This is a genomic window from Streptomyces sp. NPDC042346 (genome assembly GCF_055581845.1).
Window position 1 is genome coordinate 153,304 of sequence record NZ_JBVJEH010000003.1, and the last position, 22,483, is coordinate 175,786.

20 protein-coding genes are annotated in these 22,483 nt (G+C 71.6%); 11 read left to right on the plus strand and 9 right to left on the minus strand.

Annotated features, from left to right (window positions below; translation table 11 throughout):
• The first annotated feature begins 130 nt into the window (after positions 1-130).
• Both ACZ6K0_RS14405 and ACZ6K0_RS14410 read left to right on the plus strand, forming a co-directional pair.
• The gene (locus ACZ6K0_RS14405; protein WP_376405640.1) at positions 131-562 is read left to right on the plus strand and encodes a hypothetical protein; all 432 of its coding nucleotides are present in this window, start codon (positions 131-133) and stop codon (positions 560-562) included.
• Between the two features lie 144 nt (positions 563-706).
• Positions 707-2,155: an aminopeptidase gene (locus ACZ6K0_RS14410; RefSeq protein ID WP_376405642.1), complete on the plus strand. Its 1,449-nt coding sequence runs from the start codon at positions 707-709 to the stop codon at positions 2,153-2,155.
• Positions 2,156-2,221: 66 nt separating this feature from the next.
• On the opposite strand, the gene ACZ6K0_RS14415 is transcribed toward ACZ6K0_RS14410, so the two are convergent.
• A complete protein-coding gene (locus ACZ6K0_RS14415; protein WP_469233692.1) occupies positions 2,222-4,051 on the minus strand; it encodes a glycoside hydrolase family 3 protein in 1,830 nt (609 codons plus the stop codon).
• Between the two features lie 114 nt (positions 4,052-4,165).
• A complete protein-coding gene (locus ACZ6K0_RS14420; RefSeq protein WP_469233691.1) occupies positions 4,166-5,092 on the minus strand; it encodes a LysR family transcriptional regulator in 927 nt (308 codons plus the stop codon).
• 110 nt (positions 5,093-5,202) lie between these two features.
• Between ACZ6K0_RS14420 and ACZ6K0_RS14425 the strand changes: the two genes are divergently transcribed.
• Positions 5,203-6,246 (plus strand): EamA family transporter, encoded by a 1,044-nt coding sequence (locus ACZ6K0_RS14425; RefSeq protein WP_469233689.1) that lies wholly within the window; start codon positions 5,203-5,205, stop codon positions 6,244-6,246.
• Positions 6,243-6,806 (plus strand): zeta toxin family protein, encoded by a 564-nt coding sequence (locus ACZ6K0_RS14430; RefSeq protein WP_469233687.1) that lies wholly within the window; start codon positions 6,243-6,245, stop codon positions 6,804-6,806. The genes ACZ6K0_RS14425 and ACZ6K0_RS14430 overlap by 4 nt, the downstream gene beginning before the upstream one ends.
• A 1-nt stretch (position 6,807) precedes the next feature.
• Here the strand turns inward: ACZ6K0_RS14430 and ACZ6K0_RS14435 are convergent, their stop codons facing one another.
• Together ACZ6K0_RS14435 and ACZ6K0_RS14440 are read right to left on the minus strand one after the other, a co-directional pair.
• A complete protein-coding gene (locus ACZ6K0_RS14435; RefSeq protein ID WP_469233685.1) occupies positions 6,808-7,374 on the minus strand; it encodes a Uma2 family endonuclease in 567 nt (188 codons plus the stop codon).
• A 40-nt stretch (positions 7,375-7,414) separates the two neighbouring features.
• Complete coding sequence (locus ACZ6K0_RS14440) at positions 7,415-8,461, minus strand: LacI family DNA-binding transcriptional regulator (protein ID WP_469233683.1); 1,047 nt, start codon at positions 8,459-8,461, stop codon at positions 7,415-7,417.
• Between the two features lie 112 nt (positions 8,462-8,573).
• Between ACZ6K0_RS14440 and ACZ6K0_RS14445 the strand changes: the two genes are divergently transcribed.
• The 3 genes from ACZ6K0_RS14445 to ACZ6K0_RS14455 are packed head-to-tail and all read left to right on the plus strand — an operon-like array spanning position 8,574 to position 11,673.
• Positions 8,574-9,725: a Gfo/Idh/MocA family protein gene (locus ACZ6K0_RS14445; RefSeq protein ID WP_469233681.1), complete on the plus strand. Its 1,152-nt coding sequence runs from the start codon at positions 8,574-8,576 to the stop codon at positions 9,723-9,725.
• On the plus strand, positions 9,722-10,873 hold the full coding sequence (locus ACZ6K0_RS14450) for a dihydrodipicolinate synthase family protein (RefSeq protein ID WP_469233679.1): 1,152 nt from the start codon (positions 9,722-9,724) through the stop codon (positions 10,871-10,873). Before ACZ6K0_RS14445 ends, ACZ6K0_RS14450 begins: the two co-directional genes overlap by 4 nt.
• 26 nt (positions 10,874-10,899) lie before the next feature.
• A complete protein-coding gene (locus ACZ6K0_RS14455) occupies positions 10,900-11,673 on the plus strand; it encodes a sugar phosphate isomerase/epimerase family protein (protein WP_376405774.1) in 774 nt (257 codons plus the stop codon).
• Positions 11,674-11,719: 46 nt separating this feature from the next.
• Here the strand turns inward: ACZ6K0_RS14455 and ACZ6K0_RS14460 are convergent, their stop codons facing one another.
• Positions 11,720-12,184, minus strand: coding sequence for a DUF937 domain-containing protein (locus ACZ6K0_RS14460; RefSeq protein ID WP_469233677.1), 465 nt, complete (start codon positions 12,182-12,184; stop codon positions 11,720-11,722).
• Between the two features lie 88 nt (positions 12,185-12,272).
• On the opposite strand from ACZ6K0_RS14460, the gene ACZ6K0_RS14465 reads away from it, so the two are divergent.
• From ACZ6K0_RS14465 to ACZ6K0_RS14475, 3 genes are all read left to right on the plus strand, one after another.
• A complete protein-coding gene (locus ACZ6K0_RS14465) occupies positions 12,273-12,674 on the plus strand; it encodes a RidA family protein (protein WP_469233675.1) in 402 nt (133 codons plus the stop codon).
• A 74-nt stretch (positions 12,675-12,748) separates the two neighbouring features.
• Positions 12,749-14,974 (plus strand): SF1B family DNA helicase RecD2, encoded by a 2,226-nt coding sequence (recD2, locus tag ACZ6K0_RS14470; protein ID WP_469233673.1) that lies wholly within the window; start codon positions 12,749-12,751, stop codon positions 14,972-14,974.
• A gap of 179 nt (positions 14,975-15,153) precedes the next feature.
• Positions 15,154-16,443, plus strand: a complete 1,290-nt coding sequence (locus ACZ6K0_RS14475) for a citrate synthase (protein ID WP_351809704.1) — start codon at positions 15,154-15,156, stop codon at positions 16,441-16,443.
• A 521-nt stretch (positions 16,444-16,964) separates the two neighbouring features.
• Here ACZ6K0_RS14475 and ACZ6K0_RS14480 read toward each other — a convergent pair.
• From ACZ6K0_RS14480 to ACZ6K0_RS14490, 3 genes are all read right to left on the minus strand, one after another.
• On the minus strand, positions 16,965-19,178 hold the full coding sequence (locus tag ACZ6K0_RS14480; RefSeq protein ID WP_469233671.1) for a heavy metal translocating P-type ATPase: 2,214 nt from the start codon (positions 19,176-19,178) through the stop codon (positions 16,965-16,967).
• 75 nt (positions 19,179-19,253) lie between these two features.
• Positions 19,254-19,478 carry a heavy-metal-associated domain-containing protein gene (locus ACZ6K0_RS14485; protein ID WP_376405670.1) on the minus strand — a complete coding sequence of 75 codons (225 nt, stop codon included), beginning with the start codon at positions 19,476-19,478 and terminating at the stop codon, positions 19,254-19,256.
• A 47-nt stretch (positions 19,479-19,525) separates the two neighbouring features.
• Entirely contained in the window at positions 19,526-20,467 is a 942-nt protein-coding gene (locus tag ACZ6K0_RS14490; protein WP_376405672.1) for a PrsW family intramembrane metalloprotease, read from the minus strand.
• Positions 20,468-20,531: 64 nt separating this feature from the next.
• Here ACZ6K0_RS14490 and ACZ6K0_RS14495 point away from each other — a divergent pair, with 64 nt between their 5' ends.
• On the plus strand, positions 20,532-21,746 hold the full coding sequence (locus ACZ6K0_RS14495; RefSeq protein WP_469233668.1) for a cation:proton antiporter: 1,215 nt from the start codon (positions 20,532-20,534) through the stop codon (positions 21,744-21,746).
• On the opposite strand, the gene ACZ6K0_RS14500 is transcribed toward ACZ6K0_RS14495, so the two are convergent.
• A complete protein-coding gene (locus ACZ6K0_RS14500; RefSeq protein ID WP_376405676.1) occupies positions 21,724-22,413 on the minus strand; it encodes a TetR/AcrR family transcriptional regulator in 690 nt (229 codons plus the stop codon). The two genes, ACZ6K0_RS14495 and ACZ6K0_RS14500, sit on opposite strands and share 23 nt — an antisense overlap.
• Positions 22,414-22,483: the final 70 nt, after the last annotated feature.

The following is a 22,483-nucleotide window of genomic DNA, read 5'->3' on the forward strand; positions in this document are numbered from 1 at the left end:
TTCCCGCTGTTCGTCCTGACGACGTTCGCGTCAGCACGCGGAGGCAACCATTCCGGTGGCTCGTGCGTCGTACGCCCGTACGCCTGAATCTCCGTACGTCCGTACGGAGACTCGCTCGGGAGGGGACCGCATGCTCACGGACATGCCGACGGACGCGACACCCGCACCACACCGCCGACGGCTGCTCGCGCGCGTCCTCGTCCCGTTCCTCGCCGCCCTCGCGCTGCTCCTGACCCCCTGGCCCGGACCGGGCGGCGGCGCCACCGCCGAGGCCGTCTCCGTCTGCACCGGCCGCCCGGCCAAGACCTACCGCTTCGCCACCGGCGAGCTGCGCCTCTACCGGACCCGTCACTACGCCTGCGCCGTCACCGTCGCCAAGCGGCCCGGCGCCGCCCGTCCGATGACCGTCTCCCTCCAGCCGCGCGGCGGCCGTCCCGCCGTCAAGGCCGGACGGTTCGGCCGGCAGACCGGCCCGGTCACCGTCCACGCCCTCAACCGCTGCGTCCGCGCCTACGGTTCGGTGGCCGGACAGGGCAGGTCCACGGGCTGGATCCTGTGCTGACGCCGACCCGTTTCCCCTGCTGACGCCGGGTCTTTCCTCTGCTGAAGCACAGGAAAGTCCAAGAGTAAGGACCAACAAGGTCTGGCGGTCCACACGTTGCCCCCGCTAGGTTCGCGACACCGTTGTGAACCAAGGGGAGGACGAATGCGCAAGTCGCTCAGAGGGCTGGTGTCGCTCGCGGTGCTCATAGGCACCGTCGGCACCGCGGGCGTGGCCACCGCGGCGGACACGGAGGCCAACAGCCCCACCGCCGTCGCCGACTCGCAGAGCACGGACATCAAGGACCGCATCCTGGCGATCCCCGGGATGAGCCTGATCGAGGAGAAGCCCTACGCCGGCTACCGCTACTTCGTCCTGGACTACGTCCAGCCGATCGACCACAAGCGCCCGTGGGCGGGCACCTTCAAGCAGCGGCTCTCCGTCCTCCACAAGGACACGAGCCGTCCCACCGTCTTCCGCACCAGCGGCTACGGCCTGAGCACCACTCCCAGCCGCGCCGAGCCGACCCGGATCATCGACGGCAACCAGATCTCCATGGAGTACCGCTTCTTCACGCCGTCCCGCCCGCAGCCGGCCGACTGGTCCAAGCTCGACATCTGGCAGGCGGCCAGCGACCAGCACCGGATCTACACCGCGCTGAAGAAGATCTACCAGGAGAACTGGCTCTCCACCGGCGCCTCGAAGGGCGGCATGACCGCCACCTACTACGAGCGCTTCTACCCGCGTGACATGGACGGCGTCGTCGCGTACGTCGCCCCGAACGACGTGGTGAACAACGAGGACTCGGCCTACGACCGCTTCTTCGCGAACGTCGGCACCAAGGCCTGCCGCGACCGCCTGAACAACATGCAGCGCGAGGCCCTCGTCCGCCGCGAGCCGCTGCAGAAGAAGTTCAAGGAGAAGTCCGAGGCCGACGGCGCCACCTTCAACACCATCGGCACCGTCGACAAGGCCTACGAGGCCGTCGTCCTCGACTTCGTCTGGGGCTTCTGGCAGTACTACGGCGAGGACGTCTGCGACCAGATCCCGGACGCGGCGACCGCGAGCGACGACGCCGTCTACGAGACGATCGACGCCTACTCCGGCTGGGCCGCCTACACCGACCAGGGCCTGGACTACTACACGCCGTACTACTACCAGGCGGCCACCCAGCTCGGCTCGCCCAGCATCAAGCAGCCGCACCTCGGGGGCCTCAGCCGCTACGGCTACCAGCCGGCCCGCAACTTCGTGCCGAGCTCCATCCCGATGAAGTTCCAGCCGCAGGTCATGCGGGACGTCGACAACTGGGTCCGCAGGAACGCGAACCAGATGCTCTTCGTCTACGGCGGCAACGACCCGTGGGGCTCCGAGCCGTTCCACCTCGGCAAGGGCGCGCGCGACAGCTACGTCTACACGGCGCCTGGCGCGAACCACGGCGCCAACGTCGCCGGGCTCGTCGACGCCGAGCGCGAGAACGCCACCGCCCGCATCCTGGCCTGGGCCGGCGTCTCCGCCCCGGCCGTCGAGGCGGCGCAGCCCCTGGCGCGCTTCGACGCCCGCCTCGACAAGGCGGTCGACGAGGACGTGACGCGGGAGCACGGGCTGCGCCCGTAACTCCCCAGTACGCGTGGGTGTGCCCGGCGGTCCTCGGAGGACCGCCGGGCACACCCGTATCGCGTGTCAGCTGTACGAGAGACCGTGGCCGACCGGGTACAGCACCCGGGTCGGGTCGTCCGCGCTCTGCACCGGGACGGGCAGCCGCCCCTTCGGCCGCGCCCGCCCGGCCAGGACCCGGACCGCGGCGCGGAGTTCGACGTCGGTCCAGGAGTAGGCGGCGAGGGTCGCCCGCTGGCCGCTGATCCGGGCGATGTCGTACGGGTTGCGGATCGCGATCGTCACGACGGGCACACCGCTCGCGACGAGCCGCGCGACGAGCGTGCGCTGCGGGCTGGTCGCGGTGATGTTGTACGTGCCCACGACGACGACGTCCTGCCCGGCCGCCGCCGCCACCGCCTCCTCGATCCTCGCGGCCGTCGGGGTGATCCCGGTGGAGAGCGCCGTCGCGGTGAACCCGAGCTCCCCGAGGGCCGTGGCCAGGGTCGTGGTGGGCGGCCCGGTCGTGCCGGACGGCGAGGCGGGGTCGGCGCCGACGACGAGGACCTTGCCGTGGCCGGCGGGGCTCAGCGGCAGGAAGCCGCCCTCGTTGAGGAGCAGGGTCGTGGTCTGCTCGGCGATCCGGTCGGCCCGGTCGAGGTGCGCCCGGGTGCCGACCACCCGGTCGACGCCCGCGCGGGTCACGTACGGCTGCCGGAAGAGGCCCAGCTTCGCCTTGAGCCGCAGGATCCGCAGGATCGATTCGTCGAGCCGGCTCTCCGTCAGCTCGCCGCCCTTGACCGCCGCCAGGACCGCCTTCCAGGCGACGTCCAGGTTCGGCGGGTTGAGCAGCTGGTCCACCCCTGCCTTGAGCGCCAGGACCGGGACGCGCTCGTCGCCGTACTTGGTGCGCACGCCCTCCATGCCGAGCGAGTCGGTGACCACCACGCCGTCGTAGCCGAGCTGTTCGCGCAGGATGCCGGTGAGGATGGGCCGGGAGAGGGTCGCCGGGTCCTCGCTGGGGTCGAGCGCGGGCACCACGATGTGCGCCGTCATGATCGAGTCGATCCCGGCGGCGATCGCCGACGCGAAGGGCGGCGCGTCGAGCTCGGCCCACTGGGCCCGGGTGTGGGTGATCGTCGGCAGGCCGTAGTGGCTGTCGACGGCGGTGTCGCCGTGGCCCGGGAAGTGCTTGGAGGTGGCCGCGACCCCGGCCCGCTGGTAGCCCTTGACCTGGGCGGCGACCAGACCGGCGACCGCCTGGGGGTCGGAGCCGAAGGAACGGACGCCGATCACCGGGTTGGCCGGGTTGACGTTGACGTCGGCGACCGGGGCGTAGTTCTGCCGGATGCCGACGGCGGCGAGCTCGGCGCCCGCGATCTGCGCGGCCTTCCGGGCGTCCGCGAGCGAGCCGCCCGCGCCGAGGGCCATCGCCCCGGGCACCAGGGTGGCCGGCTCGCCGACCCGGCAGACGATGCCGTGCTCCTGGTCGGTCGAGATGAGCAGGGGGACCGGGGTCGGCTGCGCGAGACCGGCCTGCTGGATGCCGTTGGAGAGCTCGGCGATCTGCTGCGGGTCGCGGGTGTTGTGGGCCCAGGAGAAGTAGATGACGCCACCGACGTGATAGCGCTCGACCAGCTCGGCGGCGGTGCGGACGCCGATCTCCTTGACGTTGGCGTCGATGTCGGCCTGGTCGGGGGCGGTCGCGGAGTGGCCGTACACCCGCATGACGAAGAGCTGGCCGACCTTCTCCTCCAGGGACATCCGATCGATGATTCGCTGGAGCTTCTTGTCGTCGTGCCGCTCCTGCGCGGCGTGGGCCACCGGGGCGGTGACTCCGGTGACGGCGGCTGCGGCGGCTGCGGCGGTCACCGTGAGAAGGGTGCGTCGGGAGGGGGCGGGGGCGCGGTGGTGCACTGATGCTCCTTCCGGCCGTGCGAGGTTGAAGGAAACTTCCAAGGTGTCACGGATAGCCCGAAAGTAACTGCCAGGTCAAGGATCCGCGCAGGAATCGCCTCGGGCCCCGGCCGACTACGCGCCCGCGACGGACGTGACGGACGTGACGGAGGGCCAGAGCTCCTGGAGCGTACGGACCGTCTCCCGGATCGCCGGGCGCCGCGCCGCCCCCGTCCTCCACATGGCGTGCAGCCGGCGCGTCGGCACCGGGTCGAGGTGGACCGGCGTCACCTCCGGCGGCAGCCCGCCGCGGCCGAGCCGCGGGACGAGCGCGATGCCCAGACCGGCCGCCACCAGGGCGACCTGGGTGTGGTTCTCCTCCGCCTGATGGGCGATCAGCGGCTCGTACCCCGTCGCCCGCAGCGTCCGGGTCAGCCAGGTGTGGCAGACCGTGCCCGGCGGCTGCGAGATCCACCGCTCGTCCGCCAGCTCCTCCCGCCGCACCGACTTCCGGCCCGCCAGCGGGTGGTCCCGGTGGACGAGGATGTCGCACAGGTCGTCGCCGACGGCCGCCCGCTCGACCCCCGGCGGGGCCGGCAGCGGGGCGATGTCCCAGTCGTGCACCACGGCCAGATCGATCACGCCCCGCGCCACCAGGTCGATCGAGAGGTGCGGGTCCACCTCCGACAGGCGGGCGTCGAGACCGGGGTGGCGCCGGGCCAGCTCCGCGAGCGCCCGGGGCATCAGACCGCGCGCCGCGCTCGCGAAACAGCCGATCGTCAGACGCCCGGACGGCAGACCGCGCCGCTCCTCGATCCGCACCTCGGCCTCCTCCACGAGGGCGAGCAACTGCTGCGCTGTGTCGGCGAGTTGATGGGCCTCGTCGGTGAGGCGGATGCCGCGGCCGCTGCGTTCGAGCAGGGTCGTACGGGTCTCGCGCTCCAGCTTCGCGATCTGCTGCGAGACCGCCGACGGGGTGTAGCCGAGGGCGGAGGCGGCGGCGCCGACGCTGCCGTGGACGGCGACGGCGTGGAGGGCGCGCAGACGGCCGAGATCGAGCACGGGGGGCTCCCGTCGGAGTGGGTTCGGGTGCAGTGGATGAAGTGTTGCTTCATCCCACCATGAAGGAACCCGTGCTGGTGCTACACGGTCGCCGGCGCGATGCTCGACACATGAGCCCCGCCCCCTCGCGCTCCTCAGCCCCCACCCTCCCCTCAGCCTCCGCCCTCCCCACCCTCCCCTCCGTCCCCACCCGTCTCGCCCCGGCCCACCTCGCCCTCGCCGCCCTCGTCGCGGCCGTCTGGGGCGTCAACTTCGTCGTCATCGAGATCGGCCTCGACCACTTCCCGCCGCTGCTCTTCTCCGCCCTCCGCTTCCTCGCCGCCGCCCTGCCGGCCGTCTTCCTCGTCGGCCGCCCCACCGTCGCCTGGAAGTGGATCGTGGGCGTCGGACTCGTCCTGGGCGTGGCCAAGTTCGGGCTGCTCTTCACCGGCATGGACCTCGGCGCCCCGGCCGGACTCTCGTCCCTGGTCCTCCAAGTCCAGGCGGTCTTCACCGCGCTCTTCGCCTTCGCGGCCCTCGGCGAGCGCCCCGGCCGGCTCAAGGTGGCGGGCATGGCGGTCGCCCTCGCGGGCATCGGCGTCGCGGCGGTCGACGAGGGCGCGTTCGACGGTGCGGCGGGGGCGCTCACGGGCTTCGCCCTGGTGGTCGCGGCGGCGGCCTGCTGGGGCGTCTCCAACGTCCTGACCCGCAAGGCCTCCCCGCCCGACGCCCTCAACTTCATGGTGTGGGTCAGCACCGTGCCCGTCCTGCCGCTGCTCGCCCTCTCCCTCCTCCTGGAGGGACCGGAGCGCGACCTCGCGGCCCTGCGCGGACTCGACTGGACGGGCGTCGGCGTCATCCTCTACGTCGCCTGGATCACGACCGTCTTCGGCTTCGGTGCCTGGGGGTGGCTGCTCCGCCGCCACCCGGCCTCCTCCGTCGCGCCCTTCTCGCTCCTCGTCCCCGTCTTCGGCATGTCCTCGGCCGCCCTGTTCCTGGGAGAGGGAGTGAGCCCGCTCCGCTGGTGCGCGGCGGCGCTGCTGGTCGGGGGAGTGGCGCTGACCTCCTTCGCACCGGGAGCGCGCCGGACGCCGCCGCCCCGTAATTCCCTGGCGGCACGGGAGCCCGTGACCGTATCGTCGTCCGGTCCCACCTGCGAGGAAAGGCCCGTATGACCTTCGAGCACATCACCGTCGACACCCCCGAGCCCGCGCCCGGCGCCGTCCTGCTCGCCGGCATCCCGGGCAGCGGCAAGTCGACCGTCGCGGCGGCCCTCGCGGCCCGCTTCGCCCGCTCCGCGCACATCGAGGTCGACCACCTCCAGGAGCTGATCGTCCAGGGCTGCCGCTGGCCCAGCCCGGACGGCGACCCGGAGGCGGACCGCCAGATCCTGCTGCGCGCCCGCAACGGCTGCCTCCTCGCGGACAGCTTCGCCGCGGCCGGCTTCCTGCCGGTCCTCGACGACGTGGTCGTACGCCGCTCCCACCTGGACTTCTACCGCGCCCACACGAAGACGGCGAAGCTCCACGTGGTCATCCTGGCCCCGGGCCCGGACAAGGCCTGGGAACGCAACAACGCCCGCCACAAGAAGCTCACCACGAACTGGGCTTTCCTCGACGAGGCCATGCGCGAGGAACTCTCCGGCGAGGGCGTCTGGATCGACAACGCGGACCAGACGATCGAGGAGACGGTCGAAGCGGTCCTGACGGCGACGGGCCTGACGCCGGAGAACTAGGTCAGCTCTCGGAGCGGGGGAATCCGTCGGTCTTCACGACGATCTCCCGCCCTTCGAGGGGGAGGACCAGGTCTTCGCCGAAGGCGATCTGCTCCTGGTCCATGTAGGCGCCGGTACGCGTGGGGTTCCGGTGGATGGTGCAGGTGCTGTCCGACGGGTCGATGATCACGTAGAGCGGGATGGCGCATTCGGCGTACATCCGGAACTTCTTGTCGAAGTCATTGTCCCGCGTGCTCTTCGAGACGACCTCGAGCACGGCCTCCAGGCTGTGCCACTCGTAGCGCCCCCGACTGTTCAGCTCGGAGCCGGGGGCGACGATGGCGAGATCAGGGGCGTAGCCGTACAGGCTGGACGGGAAGTCGATCATGACGTCCGAGAGGATCTCGCCCTCGTCGGCCAGCTGTTGATCGATCTGGGGTGCCGCGTCGATGACGACGTCTGACTGCTGCTCGGTGCGCGGCGTCAGGATGATCTTCCCGTCCGTGATCTCCACGCGGTATCCACCGGGCAGGTTCACGCCGTCCAGCACTTCCCAGGCGCTGAGTGCGTTCATCATCGGTGGTGCCATGGGGCCTCCGCGTTTCGGTACGTCTCACGATACTGACCCGCTACCCCCGCGGCCGGGCCGTCGACCCCCTGAGCACCAGCTCCCCCGGGACGTTCACGGGACCCCCCGCCGGAGGCTCCTCCGCGCCCATGGCCAGGCGGCCCGCCCGTACGCCCGCGTCGTGCAGGGGCAGGCGGACGGTCGTGAGGGCCGGGACCGCGTCCACCGAGAAGGGCAGGTCGTCGAAGCCCGCCACCGAGACGTCGTCCGGGATGGACAGGCCCCGCTCCCGCAGGGCCGCGCAGACGCCGAGCGCCACCGTGTCGTTGGCGGCGACGACCGCCGTCAAGTCCGGGTCGCGGACGAGGAGTTCGGCGGTCGCCTCGTAGCCGGACCGGCGGTCGTACGGGCCGTGGACCGTCGGCCCCTCGGCGACCCCCGCCGCCGCGAGCGCCGCCCGGTGGCCTTCGAGCCGGTGCCGGGTCGTCGTCCGGTCGGCCGGGCCCGCCACGTATCCGATGCGCCGGTGTCCGAGGTCGAGCAGGTGCTCGGTCAGGCGCTGCGCGCCGGTGCGGTTGTCGAAGACGAGCGCCGCCGTGTTCGCGTCGCCCGGCACCGGCGGCCGCCCGCACAGCACCACCCGGGTCCCCGCCTCCGCGAGTTTGGCCAGTTTGCCCGCCGTCGCCGCCAGGTGCCCGGGGTCCTCCAGCGAGCCGCCCATGAGGATCACGGCCGCGGCCCGCTGCCGCTGGAGCAGGGTGAGGTAGGTCAGTTCGCGCGCGGGGGAGCCGCCGGTGTTGCAGACGACGGCGAGCTTCTCGCCCCCGGCCCGCCCCGACGCGACCTCTCCGATCGCGCTCTGCGCCGCGCTCGCCATGATCCCGAAGAAGGGGTCGGCGATGTCGTTGACCAGCACGCCGACCAGGTCGGACGTGGCGGCGGCCAGGGAGCTCGCGGGGCCGTTGAGGACGTAGTCCAGCTCGTCCACCGCCCGCAGGACCCGCTCGCGGGTCGAGGCGGCGACCGGGTAGTTGCCGTTGAGGACCCGGGACACGGTCGCGGGGGAGACCCGGGCGCGGGCGGCCACGTCCGCCAGGGTGACGGTCATCGTGTGCGTTACCTCCGAGGCCCTTGTCCGGCGTGATGTCGGCAGGTTAGCTTCCTCCCAGACAGAAAGCGCTTTCTATCGAGGCGCGGAATTGCCGGGAGAGGAAGATTTCGTGACACGCAGGACAGTCCGCATCGCCATGAACGGCGTCACCGGGCGCATGGGCTACCGCCAGCACCTCGTCCGCTCGATCCTCGCGCTGCGCGAGCAGGGCGGACTCGACCTCGGCAACGGCGAGATCCTCTGGCCCGAGCCCGTCCTCGTCGGCCGCCGCGAACACGCCCTGCGCGCGCTCGCCGAGCGCCACGGCCTCACCGAGTGGTCCACCGACCTCGACGCCGTCCTCGCCGACGACACCGTCGACATCTACTTCGACGCCCAGGTCACCTCCGCCCGCGTCGACGCCCTCACCAAGGCCATCGACGCCGGAAAGCACATCTACACCGAGAAGCCCACCGCCGCCGACCTCGCCGGCGCCCTGGAGCTCGCCCGGCTCGCCGAGGCGAAGGGCATCAAGCACGGCGTCGTCCAGGACAAGCTCTTCCTCCCCGGCCTGCTCAAGCTCAAGCGGCTCATCGACGGCGGCTTCTTCGGCGAGATCCTGTCCGTGCGCGGCGAGTTCGGTTACTGGGTCTTCGAGGGCGACTGGCAGGACGCCCAGCGCCCCAGCTGGAACTACCGCTCGGAGGACGGCGGCGGCATCGTCGTCGACATGTTCCCGCACTGGGAGTACGTGCTCCACGAGCTCTTCGGCCGGGTCACGAGCGTCGCCGCGCACGTCGCCACCCACGTCCCGCAGCGCTGGGACGAGCAGGGCAAGCCGTACGCCGCGACCGCCGACGACGCCGCGTACGGCATCTTCCAGCTGGAGGGCGGCGCCGTCGCCCAGATCAACTCCTCCTGGACGGTCCGCGTCAACCGCGACGAGCTCGTCGAGTTCCAGGTCGACGGCACCCACGGCTCCGCCGTCGCCGGACTCCGCAACTGCCGCGTCCAGCACCGCTCGGCCACCCCGAAGCCCGTCTGGAACCCCGACATCCCGGTCACCGAGTCCTTCCGCGACCAGTGGCAGGAGGTCCCCGACAACACCGAGTTCGACAACGGATTCAAGACCCAGTGGGAGCTCTTCCTGCGGCACGTCACCCTCGGCGAGCCGTACCACTGGGACCTGCTCGCCGGCGCCCGCGGCGTCCAGCTCGCCGAGCTGGGACTGAGGTCGGCCGCCGAGGGCCGCCGCCTCGACGTCCCGGAGGTCTCCCTGTGATCCGCCTCCCGCAGGCGGGCGGAGGCGTACGGGAGCACACGCCCCGCACGGAGCCCCTCGCCGTCCCCACGGGCGGCGCCCTGGTCTCCCGTACGGTCTTCTCCGCCGCGCACGTCGTCGCCGACCCGTACGCCGACACCACCCCCGACTCGCCCGCCGCCGTCGACTGGGACGCCACCCTCGCCTTCCGCCGCCACCTCTGGTCCCACGGCCTCGGGGTCGCGGAGGCCATGGACACCGCCCAGCGCGGCATGGGCCTCGACTGGGCCGGGGCCGCCGAGCTGATCCGCCGCTCCGCCGCCGAGGCGAAGGCCGTCGGCGGCCGCATCGCCTGCGGCGTCGGCACCGACCAGCTCACCGCACCCGCCGACCTCCTGACCGTCCGGCAGGCCTACGAGGAGCAGCTCGCCCTCGTCGAGGAGACCGGCTCCCAGGCCATCCTGATGGCCTCCCGGGCCCTCGCCGCCGCGGCGGCGACCCCGGACGACTACCTCGACACGTACGGCCACCTCCTCCGCCAGGCGAGCGAACCGGTGGTCCTGCACTGGCTCGGCCCGATGTTCGACCCGGCCCTGGAGGGCTACTGGGGCTCGGCGGACCTCGACGCCGCCACCGAGACCTTCCTCGACGTGATCGCCGCCCACCCCGACAAGGTCGACGGCATCAAGGTCTCCCTCCTCGACGCCCGGCGCGAGGTCGAGCTGCGCCGCCGCCTCCCGGAGGGCGTCCGCTGCTACACGGGCGACGACTTCCACTACCCGGAGCTCATCGCCGGCGACGAACAGGGCTTCAGCCACGCCCTGCTGGGCATCTTCGACCCCCTCGCCCCGCTCGCGGCCGAGGCGGTCCGGACCCTCGACACCGGCGACGTCGCGGGCTTCCGCAAGCTCCTCGACCCGACCGTCGAGCTCTCCCGGCACCTCTTCGCCGCCCCGACCCGCTTCTACAAGACGGGCGTCGTCCTCCTCGCCTGGCTCGCCGGCCACCAGGAGCACTTCACGATGGTCGGCGGCCTCCAGTCCGCCCGCTCGCTCCCGCACCTCGCCCGGGCCTACGAACTCGCCGACGGACTCGGCCTGTTCCCCGACCCGGCGCTCGCCGAGGCCCGCATGCGCTCCCTGCTCACCGTGTACGGAGTACCGCAGTGAACCTCGACCGCTTCAGCATCAACCAGATGACCGTCAAGCAGCTCGCCCTGCCCGAACTGGTCGCGGAGTGCGTCCGGCTCGGCGTCCCGGGCGTCGGCCTGTGGCGCGAACCCGTCCAGGAGTACGGGGTCGAGGCGGCGGCCGCTCTCGTACGGGACGCGGGCCTCGCCGTCACCACCCTCTGCCGGGGCGGGTTCTTCACCGCGGACGGCTGGGAGGCGGAGAACCGCGCCGCCATCGACGAGGCCGTGACGCTCGGCACCGACACCCTCGTCCTGGTCTCCGGCGGCCTCACCCCCGCCTGTCCCGACCTGCCCTCCGCGCGGGCCCGGATCGCCGAGGCCATCGGGGCACTCGCCCCGTACGCGGGGGAGCGCGGCGTCCGCCTCGCCATCGAGCCGCTGCACCCGATGTACGCCTCCGACCGCTGCGCGGTCTCCACGCTCGATCAGGCCCTGGACATCGCGGAGCGGTTCCCGGCCGAGCAGGTGGGCGTCACCGTCGACACGTACCACCTCTGGTGGGACGACCGGGCCCCGGCCGCGGTGGAACGCGCGGGCGCGGCGGGCCGCGTCCACTCCTTCCAGCTCGCCGACTGGACGACCCCGCTGCCGGCCGGAGTCCTCAACGGCCGGGGCCAGTTGGGCACGGGCGCGATCGACCTCCGGGCCTGGGCGGACCTCGTGGAGAAGGCCGGCTACACCGGCCCGGTCGAGGTGGAACTCTTCAACGACGAACTGTGGGCACGGGACGGCGTCGAGGTCCTGGAGGAGACCCTGGAACGCTTCCTGGCGGTCTGAGAGTGCCGCGAACGGTACGGCTTGCCTGAGGCTTCGAGGCCGGCGGCTACTTCTTGCCGCCGCCGCCCAGCAGGTCGCCCAGGCCGTCGCCGCCCTTCTTCGCGGCGGCGCGCTTGGTGAGGGCGGCGACGATGACCGGGACCAGGATGTCGACTGCGCGGTCGACCGTCGCGGGCGGCAGGCCGGTGCGCTTGGCGACCGCGCTCGCCGCCGGGCGGGCGAGCTTGGCGAGCACCCCGGCCATCAGGCCCCCGGCCGCCAGGCCGCCGAGCGTGGCGACGCCCTGGAGCGGTGGCTCGGCCGACGCGACCTCGTCGACGGCGGCCCGGACCTCGTCCGCGCTGGCCGGCTCGGCCGCCGCCCGGCGCAGCTCGCCGGAGAGCTCCGTGACCGAACTGTCCACGAGCTCCTGGGCCCCGGTGGCGTCGGTCCCGAGCAGCCCGGCGATCTCCTGGAGCCGGTCGTCGCCGAGCTCGGTCAGGACGTCGTCCTGGAAGGAAGGTTCACTCATGCCGGAAACGCTAGGCGGGGAGCGGTGGGACGGCACGTCGGGAGAATCTCCGTTGCCGCACTGCCGGACGGACGTCACGATGAGGGCCATGACAACGGAGATACGGCGCGTCAATCCGGAAGGCCTGCACCCGACCCCCGGATACCACCACGTCACGGTCGTGGAGACGGGCCGTACGGCCTACCTGGCCGGGCAGTGCCCCCTGGGGCCGGACGGCACGCTCGTCGGGGACGACGTGGACGGACAGGTCGACCAGATCGTGGCCAACGCCCTGGCCGCGCTGGCGGCCGTCGGTGCGACGCCGGACCGGGTCGTCAAGTCCGTGATCTACGTCGTGAGCGACGAGCGGCCGGTACTCGCCGCCGTCTGGGCACGGCTCAACGCGTCCGCCCTCGGGCCCGCCTTCACCACGGCGAGCACGCTGCTCGGGGTCGCGCAGCTCGGATTCCCCGGACAGCGGGTCGAACTGGACCTCACCGCGGCGCTCTGAGCTTCCCGGCACCCCGGGACGCGAGTTGTCCACAGGGCGTCCCGGGTGTCCGAGGCCTTCGCTACGGTCGGTGCATGTCGAACGAGGGTCGCGGTCCGGCAGTGCTCGAAGGGGTGCTGGAGCGGATCACCTATGCCAACGAGGAGAGCGGGTACACGGTCGCCCGCGTCGACACCGGGCGCGGCGCCGGCGACCTCCTCACGGTCGTCGGTGCGCTGCTCGGCGCCCAGCCGGGGGAGTCGCTGCGGATGGAGGGCCGCTGGGGGTCCCACCCGCAGTACGGCAAGCAGTTCACCGTCGACAACTACACGACGATCCTCCCGGCGACGATCCAGGGCATCCGCCGCTATCTCGGCTCCGGTCTCGTGAAGGGCATCGGCCCGGTCTTCGCCGACCGCATCACGCAGCACTTCGGGCTCGACACCCTCGACATCCTCGAAGAGTCCCCCGCGCGTCTGATCGAGGTCCCGGGTCTGGGCCCCAAGCGCACCGGGAACATCACGGCGGCCTGGGAGGAGCAGAAGGCGATCAAGGAGGTCATGGTCTTCCTCCAGGGAGTGGGCGTCTCCACCTCCATCGCGGTCCGGATCTACAAGAAGTACGGGGACGCCTCCATCTCCGTCGTGAAGAACCAGCCCTACCGGCTCGCCGCCGACGTGTGGGGGATCGGCTTCCTCACCGCCGACCGCATCGCGCAGGCCGTCGGCATCCCGCACGACAGCCCCGACCGGGTGAAGGCCGGCCTCCAGTACGCCCTGTCGCAATCCACCGACCAGGGCCACTGCTTCCTGCCCGAGGAGCGGCTGATCGCCGACGCCGTCAAGCTCCTCCAGGTCGACACGGGGCTCGTCATCGAGTGCCTGGCCGAGCTCGCGGAGGACCCCGAGGGGGTCGTACGGGAGTCGGTGCCCGGCCCCGAGGGGGCGCCGGTCACCGCCGTGTACCTGGTGCCCTTCCACCGCGCCGAGCTGTCGCTCGCGGGGCAGCTCGGCCGGCTCCTGCGGACCGGCGAGGACCGCATGCCCGCCTTCCGGGACGTGGCCTGGGACAAGGCGCTGGCCTGGCTCGCCGAGCGCACCGGGGCCACGCTCGCGCCCGAGCAGGAGGAGGCGGTCCGGCTCGCCCTGACCTGCAAGGTCGCGGTCCTCACCGGCGGCCCCGGCTGCGGCAAGTCCTTCACGGTCCGCTCGATCGTGGAGCTGGCCCGGGCCAAGAAGGCCAAGGTCGTCCTCGCCGCGCCCACCGGCCGGGCCGCCAAGCGGCTCGCCGAGCTGACCGGCGCCGAGGCCTCCACCGTCCACCGGCTCCTGGAGCTCAAACCGGGCGGGGACGCGGCCTACGACCGGGACCGGCCGCTCGACGCCGACCTGGTCGTCGTCGACGAGGCCTCCATGCTCGACCTGCTCCTGGCGAACAAGCTGGTCAAGGCCGTGGCACCCGGTGCCCACCTGCTCCTCGTGGGGGACGTCGACCAGCTCCCCTCGGTCGGCGCGGGCGAGGTCCTCGGCGACCTGCTGGCCCCCGGCAGCCCCGTACCCGCCGTGCGGCTGACCCGGATCTTCCGGCAGGCCCAGCAGTCCGGGGTCGTCACGAACGCGCACCGGATCAACTCCGGCACGCCGCCCCTCACCCAGGGCCTGCCGGACTTCTTCCTCTTCGTCGAGGAGGAGACCGAGGACGCCGCGCGGGTCGCCGTGGAGGTCGCGGCCCGCCGCATTCCGGCCAAGTTCGGCCTCGACCCGCGCCGGGACGTCCAGGTCCTGGCCCCCATGCACCGGGGCCCGGCGGGCGCGGGTTCGCTCAACGGACTGCTCCAGCAGGCGATCACCCCGGCCCGCCCCGACCTGCCCGAGAAGCGGTTCGGCGGCCGGGTCTTCCGGGTCGGCGACAAGGTCACCCAGATCAGGAACAACTACGACAAGGGGGCGAACGGCGTCTTCAACGGCACGGTCGGCGTCGTCACCGCCCTGGACGCCGTCGAGCAGCGGCTGACCGTGCGCACGGACGAGGACGAGGAGGTGCCGTACGACTTCGACGAGCTGGACGAACTCGCCCACGCGTACGCGGTCACCATCCACCGCTCGCAGGGAAGCGAGTATCCGGCGGTGGTGATCCCCGTCACCATGAGCGCCTGGATGATGCTCCAGCGGAATCTGCTCTACACGGCCGTGACGAGGGCCAAGAAGCTGGTCGTCCTGGTCGGCTCGCGCCGGGCGATAGCCCAGGCGGTCCGCACGGTGTCGGCGGGCAGGCGCTTTACCGCACTGTCCCATCGCCTCACAGGTGGAGCTCCGGTGTGAAAGATCACGGAGGTCTACCGGAACCGGGGCGAAGGGGGCAGGATATGAAGGTTGGCGGCACTGAGTGCCGCCGATTGGCCCAATGGTCGACCCCGAGTGCACTCTCCTGAGCCAAATGGGGGATGGTAGAGACAGTCAGGGCACCTCGAAGAAGAGGCACTACGTCGGTGAGGGATGACGTGAGCGACAACTCTGTAGTACTGCGGTACGCGGACGGTGAATACACCTACCCGGTGGTCGAGAGCACCGTCGGCGACAAGGGCTTCGATATCGGGAAACTCCGAGCCCAGACCGGTCTGGTCACCCTGGACAGCGGATACGGCAACACCGCCGCCTATAAATCCGCGATCACCTACCTCGATGGTGAGCAGGGGATCCTGCGGTACCGCGGCTACCCCATCGAGCAGCTGGCCGAGCGCTCCACCTTCCTTGAGGTGGCGTACCTGCTGATCAACGGTGAGCTGCCCAAGGTCGACGAGCTGTCGACCTTCAAGAACGAGATCACGCAGCACACGCTCGTCCACGAGGACGTCAAGAACTTCTTCCGCGGTTTCCCGCGGGACGCCCACCCGATGGCGATGCTGTCGTCGGTGGTCTCCGCGCTGTCCACCTTCTACCAGGACAGCCACAACCCGTTCGACGAGAAGCAGCGCCACCTCTCCACGATCCGGCTGCTCGCCAAGCTTCCGACGATCGCGGCGTACGCGTACAAGAAGTCGATCGGCCACCCCTTCGTCTACCCGCGCAACGACCTCGGGTACGTCGAGAACTTCCTGCGCATGACCTTCTCGGTCCCGGCGCAGGAGTACGACCTGGACCCGGTCGTCGTCGCCGCGCTCGAAAAGCTGCTGATCCTGCACGCGGACCACGAGCAGAACTGTTCGACGTCCACCGTGCGTCTGGTCGGCTCCTCGCAGGCGAACATGTTCGCCTCGATCTCCGCCGGCATCTCGGCCCTGTGGGGCCCGCTGCACGGTGGCGCCAACCAGTCGGTCCTGGAGATGCTGGAAGGCATCCAGGCCAACGGCGGCGATGTCGACTCCTTCATCCGCAAGGTGAAGAACAAGGAGGACGGCGTCCGCCTGATGGGCTTCGGCCACCGGGTGTACAAGTCCTTCGACCCGCGCGCCAAGATCATCAAGGCGGCGGCGCACGATGTCCTCTCGGCGCTCGGCAAGGACGACGCGCTGCTCGACATCGCGCTCAAGCTGGAGGAGCACGCGCTCTCGGACGAGTACTTCGTCTCGCGCAACCTCTACCCGAACGTGGACTTCTACACGGGCCTGATCTACCGCGCCATGGGCTTCCCGACCGAGATGTTCACCGTGCTCTTCGCGCTCGGCCGGCTTCCCGGCTGGATCGCCCAGTGGCACGAGATGATCAAGGAGCCGGGCTCCCGCATCGGCCGCCCGCGCCAGATCTACACGGGCGAGGTCCTCCGCGACTTCGTCCCGGTCGAGGCCCGCTAGTTCCTCACGGGACCTGACCTGCGCCTCGGCGAGTGAGCCGAAGGGGCGCGGTCGGTTTCGAGATGACGAACGCGCGGAGGCCCGACGAAGGAGGGTCGAGCACGATCGTCATCTCGAAACCGACTGGAGCGCCCCGGAGGCGAACCGAGCCTTAAAAGAAAGCAGGAAGCGCCCCGCCGCCGATCCCCCCACGGGTCGACGGTCGGGGCGCTTCCCATATCCCCCGGTGCGGATTCCCCCCACGGGATCCGGGCCGGGCGTCTGCCGGCGTCAGCAGTAGCTGCGCGGTCGGGCGCGGGGCGGTCTGCCGGGGTACGTACGGGAGGGCCGCTCAAAGCTCCCCGGTGCACGTGCCCCGGCCAACGCTTGCCTAGGAACGTCCCCCAAGACATTCCATGAACGTCCCCCAAGACGTTCTCGGCATCGCCCACTTAGACTCGCGAACAGCCCAGATGGTTACCCCCCAATATCTGTGATCTAGATCTCTTTGTGAAGGTCCTGTGCGTCACGTGTAGGTCAATTCACGTGAAGCGCCGCAGTCGCAGGCTGTTGGATACGACGAAGACGGACGAAAAGGCCATCGCGGCCCCCGCGATCATCGGGTTGAGCAGTCCGGCCGCCGCCAGGGGCAGGGCGGCGACGTTGTAGCCGAAGGCCCAGCCGAGGTTGCCCTTGATCGTCGCCAGGGTGCGGCGGGAGAGCCGGATGGCGTCCGCCGCGACGCGCAGGTCGCCGCGGACCAGCGTCAGGTCGCTCGCCTCGATGGCCGCGTCCGTGCCCGTCCCCATCGCCAGGCCGAGGTCCGCGGTGGCGAGGGCGGCGGCGTCGTTGACCCCGTCGCCGACCATCGCGACCGTCCTGCCCTCCTCCTGGAGCCGCCGGATCACCCCGGCCTTCTCCTCGGGGAGCACCTCGGTGATCACCTCGTCGATGCCGACCTCCGCCGCGACGGCCTCCGCGACCGCCCGGTGGTCCCCGGTGAGCAGGATCGGGTGGAGTCCCAGGCCGCGCAGCCGGGCGACCGCCTCGGCGCTGGTGTCCTTGACGGTGTCGGCGACGGTCAGGGTGCCGCGGGCGACCCCGTCCCAGGCGACGTGGACGGCGCCGGGCTCCGCGGCGGCGGGCGCCTCGACGCCCTCGGCCGTGAGGAGGGCGGCGCGGCCGACGAGGACGAGCCGGCCGTCGACGGAGCCGCGGACGCCGAGCCCGGGGACGTTCTCGAAGGTCTTCGGTACGGGGAGCTCGCCGCACCGCTCGGCGGCGCCGGCCGCGACCGCGCGGGCGACCGGGTGCTCGGAGGAGTGCTCCAGGGCGCCCGCGAGGCGCAGCAGCTCGGTCTCGTCGGTGCCCGAGGTGCCGTAACCGCCGCCGTACACGTGCACGCCGGTCAGCCGCATCCGGCCGGTGGTGACCGTCCCCGTCTTGTCGAGGACGACGGTGTCGACGCGGCGGGTGGACTCCAGGACCTCGGGGCCCTTGATCAGGATGCCGAGCTGGGCGCCGCGTCCCGTGCCGACCATCAGCGCGGTCGGGGTCGCGAGGCCCAGCGCGCAGGGGCAGGCGATGATCAGGACGGCGACGGCGGCGGTGAACGAGGCGGTCGGGTCGTCCGTGAGCAGGAGCCAGGTGACGAGGGTGCCGAGCGCGATGAGCAGCACGACCGGGACGAAGACGGCGGAGATCCGGTCGGCGAGCCGCTGCACCTCGGCCTTGCCGTTCTGGGCGTCCTCGACGAGCTTCGCCATGCGGGCGAGCCGGGTGTCGGCGCCGACGGCGGCGGCCCGGACGACGAGCCGGCCCGAGACGTTGACGCAGCCGCCGGTCACCTCGGAGCCCTCGGTGACGTCCAGCGGCATCGATTCGCCGGTGAGGAGGGAGGCGTCGACGGCCGACGCGCCCGCGGTGACGGTGCCGTCGGTGGCGATCTTCTCCCCGGGGCGTACGACGAAGAGGTCGCCGGCCCGCAGCTCGGTGACCGGGATCCGTACTTCCGTGCTTCCGCGCAGGACGGCGACGTCCTTGGCGCCGAGCTCCATCAGGGCCCGCAGCGCGGCGCCCGCCTTCCGCTTGGCGCGGGCCTCCAGGTAGCGGCCGAGCAGGATGAAGGTGATGACCCCGGCCGCGACCTCCAGGTAGATGGTGGAGGCGCCCTGGGAGCGGTCCACGGTGAGGTCGAAGCCGTGGCGCATGCCGGGCATGCCGGCGTCGCCGAGGAAGAGGGCCCAGAGCGACCAGCCGTAGGCGGCGAGGGTGCCGACCGAGACGAGGGTGTCCATGGTGGCGGCGCCGTGCCGGAGGTTGGTCCAGGCGGCCCGGTGGAAGGGCAGCCCGCCCCAGACGACGACGGGGGAGGCGAGGGTGAGCGAGAGCCACTGCCAGTTGTCGAACTGGAGCGAGGGGACCATGGCGAGCAGGATCACGGGCGCGGCGAGGACGGCGGAGACGGTCAGCCGCTGCCGGAGGGAGGCGAGTTCGGGGTCCTCCCGGGGGGCCTCGTCGGGCTCGGGCTCGGGCTCCGGCGGCAGGGGTTCCTCGGCGGTGTAGCCGGTCTTGACGACGGTGGCGATCAGGTCGCCGACCGGGAGCTCCGGGGGATGTTCGACGCGTGCCTTCTCGGTGGCGTAGTTGACCGTCGCGGTCACCCCGTCCATCCGGTTGAGCTTCTTCTCGACGCGGGCCGCGCAGGAGGCACAGGTCATGCCACCGATCGTCAGCTCGGTGATCGTGGACGTCATGAGTGCTTCCCAACGAGAGCAGGGCCGTACCCGGTAACGGTACGGCCCTGCGCGGTGTTGACGAGGAGGGGTCGGTCAGACGAGTTCGTAGCCGGCCTCGTCGACGGCGGCGCGCACGGCCTCCACGTCGAGCGGGGCGTCGGAGACGACGGTGACCTCACCGGTCTTGGCGACGGCGGTGACCGAGGAGACGCCGGGGATCTCGGAGATCTCGCCGGAGACCGCGCCCTCGCAGTGGCCGCAGGTCATGCCCTTGACCTGGTAGACGGTGGTGAGTTCGGTCTTCGTCTCGGCGGACATGGCGCGCTCCTTCGGGGTTCAGGTCCTTACACAACCAGGTTATACCCCTAGGGGGTATAAATTCCACTCCTGTCCCGGTCGCGCCGCGCGAGTGATCTCAGCCAGGCGAGTCCCGCCAGGGTCACCAGGACGAGCCCGCCCACCGAGAAGAGGGTGAAGAGGTGCTCCTGCTGCGAGGTGGGCTGCGGGAGGTACCCCTGGGCGAAGAGCGAGCGGTCGAGGTCGGTGGTGGTCATGCGCAGCACCAGCCAGAGCGCGATGCCGTGCATGGAGTCCCAGAGCGCGTGCAGCACCGCGACCCCGAGGTACGTGCCGATGACGGGCCCCGCGAAGCGGAAGCGGCCGTCGGGGCGGCGGTAGGCGAGCAGGACCGCGCCGGCGATCGCCGTCCACAGGCCGTGGCCGAAGGGGGCGAGCACCCCGCGCAGGATCTCGGTCTCCAGGAGGGAGCGCAGGTCGATGCCGTCCATGGTGACGGCGGCGTTGAAGGCGTACCCGGCGCTCTCGAAGGCGGCGAAGCCGAAGCCGACCGTGCCGCCGAGGACGAGTCCGGCGCGGATGCCGCGCAGCCGCGGATAGCGGCGTACGACGAACATCAGGGCCGCCAGCTTCACGGCCTCCTCGATCAGCCCGACCCCCAGGAACATCCAGAGGGAGGGGTGGAGCAGGTAGTACTCCATGACGGAGGCGCCGAGAACGCCGAGGATGCCGCCGGTGAGGAAGCAGCCGAGGATCACCGGCACGCCGAAGTCCTGGCCGTGCCGCTCGTACGCCCAGAGCACGAAGACCGCCGGGACGAGGAAGCTGCCGAGCAGGATGAGGGTGGGGAGCAGGGTGGTGTTCTCGGTGGCGTACGTGACGACCGCCGTCAGGATCCAGAGCGCCAGGCCGCCCCACAGGCAGCGCTTCCACAGTCCGGGGCGGGGCTGCGGGGTGGGCGGGGCCGCCGGCGGCGGGGGCGTCTGTGTGGTGGGTGGGTACTCGTGCACCGGAAGACCTCCAAGTCCCTCCGCCGACAGGTCATCTGACCGGAGCTTATGGTAAATACCCGTTATGTCGCATTCGGGGACCACGCTCATCCTGATCATGGCGATCGCCGTCCTGGCGCCGCTGCTCGCCTACGGAGTGGGACGCCGGATCCCCGTACCCCTGGTCATCTTCGAGATCCTGCTCGGCATCCTCATCGGCCCCGACGTGCTCGGCTGGGCCCACCCCGACGCGCTGATCGACGGCCTCTCGGAGCTCGGCCTCACCATGCTGATCTTCCTCGCGGGGTACGAGATCGAGTTCGGCAAGGTCCGCGGCGACACCCTCAAGCGCGCCGTCTGGGCCTGGGTCGCCGCCCTCGCGCTGGGGCTCGGCACCGGGATCCTGCTGGGCGGCGGCTATGCCAAGGGCGTCTTCATCGGGGTGGCGCTGACCAGCACCGCGCTCGGCACCGTCCTGCCCGTGCTGCGGGACGCGGGCGAGCTCCACGGCCGGTTCGGCTCGGTCGTCATGGCCTTCGGCGCGGTGGGCGAGTTCGGCCCGATCATCGCGATGGCGCTGCTGCTCAGCGGCCGCGCCGCCGCCGAGTCGACCGTGCTCCTCGCGGTCTTCGCCGCGCTCACGGCCGCCGCCGTCTTCTGGGCGCTGCGCCCGCGCCCGCCGTGGTTCTCCCGGATCATCGCCAAGACCCTGCACAGCAGCGGCCAGTTCGCCGTCCGCTTCGTCTTCCTGCTGCTCGCCCTGATGCTGGGGGCCTCGACGGCGCTCGGGCTCGACGTGCTGCTCGGCGCTTTCGCGGCCGGGCTCATCACCCGGCTCGTGCTGACCGGGGCCGCGCCCCAGGCGGGCCCGGAGATCCTGGAGAAGATCGAGGCCGTCGGCTTCGGCTTCCTCGTCCCGGTCTTCTTCGTCGTCACCGGGATCGAGTTCGACCTGGACTCGCTGCTCTCCGGCGGCCGGACCCTGCTCCTGCTCCCGGTCTTCCTGCTGCTCTTCCTGGTCGTGCGCGGCGGGCCGATCTGGTTCCTCGCCCCGCGCGACCTCGACCGCAAGGACCGGGGCGGGCTCGTCCTCTACGGCTCCACGGCGCTGCCGCTCGTCGTCGCGATCACGACCATCGGCGTGGACGACCACGAGCTGACGGCGGGCGACGCGGCGGCGCTCGTCGGGGCCGGCATGGCCTCCGTCCTCGTCTTCCCGCTGCTCGCGCTGAAGCTGCGGGCGCGGGCGGGGGAGAAGGCGCTGCCCTCCGAGGCGGTCAGGGGTTCCGAGGCGTGGTGAGCCCGGCGCGGGTGGCGACGGCGGCGTCGCCGATGACCGGGTCGAGGTAGCGCAGGAGGACGAGCTTCAGCTCGGCGACGGTGGCGTCCCGCTCGGGCCCCTCGGGGGCGGCGAGGACCAGGGCGAGGCCGCCCTTGAAGACCGCGAAGGCCATGTCGGCGATCCGGACGCACTCCTCGGTCGGGCGGCCCGGGAGGTAGTGCGTGATCAGGAGGCGGACCCGCTCGATCAGCGAGGCGTGCAGGGCGTCGTGCTCCTCCGCGATCCGGCCGGGGATCTCGGAGCCGTGCATCAGGGCGAGGAAGACGGGGTTGGCGCAGTTGAACTCGATCAGCGGGTCGACGATCGCGTCGAGCAGCAGGGGCAGCGGCAGGGACAGGTTCTCCGGGGTGAAGACCTGGCCGTGGGCCTCGCGCATCTCGTGCATGAGGCGGCCGCCGAGCTCTATGGCGATGGCTTCCTTGTTCGGGAAGTACTGGTAGAGCGTGCCGGGCGAGACGTGTGCCTCGCGGGCGATCGCGTTGGTGCTGGCCGCCGTGTAGCCGTTCGCGCAGAAGACGTTCGCGGCGGCCTGGAGCAGCTGCGTGATGCGGCGCTCGCCGCGCGCCTGATGGCGGCGCGGCTTCGGTTCCTCGGACATCTCGGGCTTCTCGCGCTTCTCGGACATGGCTGTCCCCAGCTCTCCTCGCGACACGTTTGACAAATGCGAGAGGTCGCTCGCATTCTTGGAAAACGCG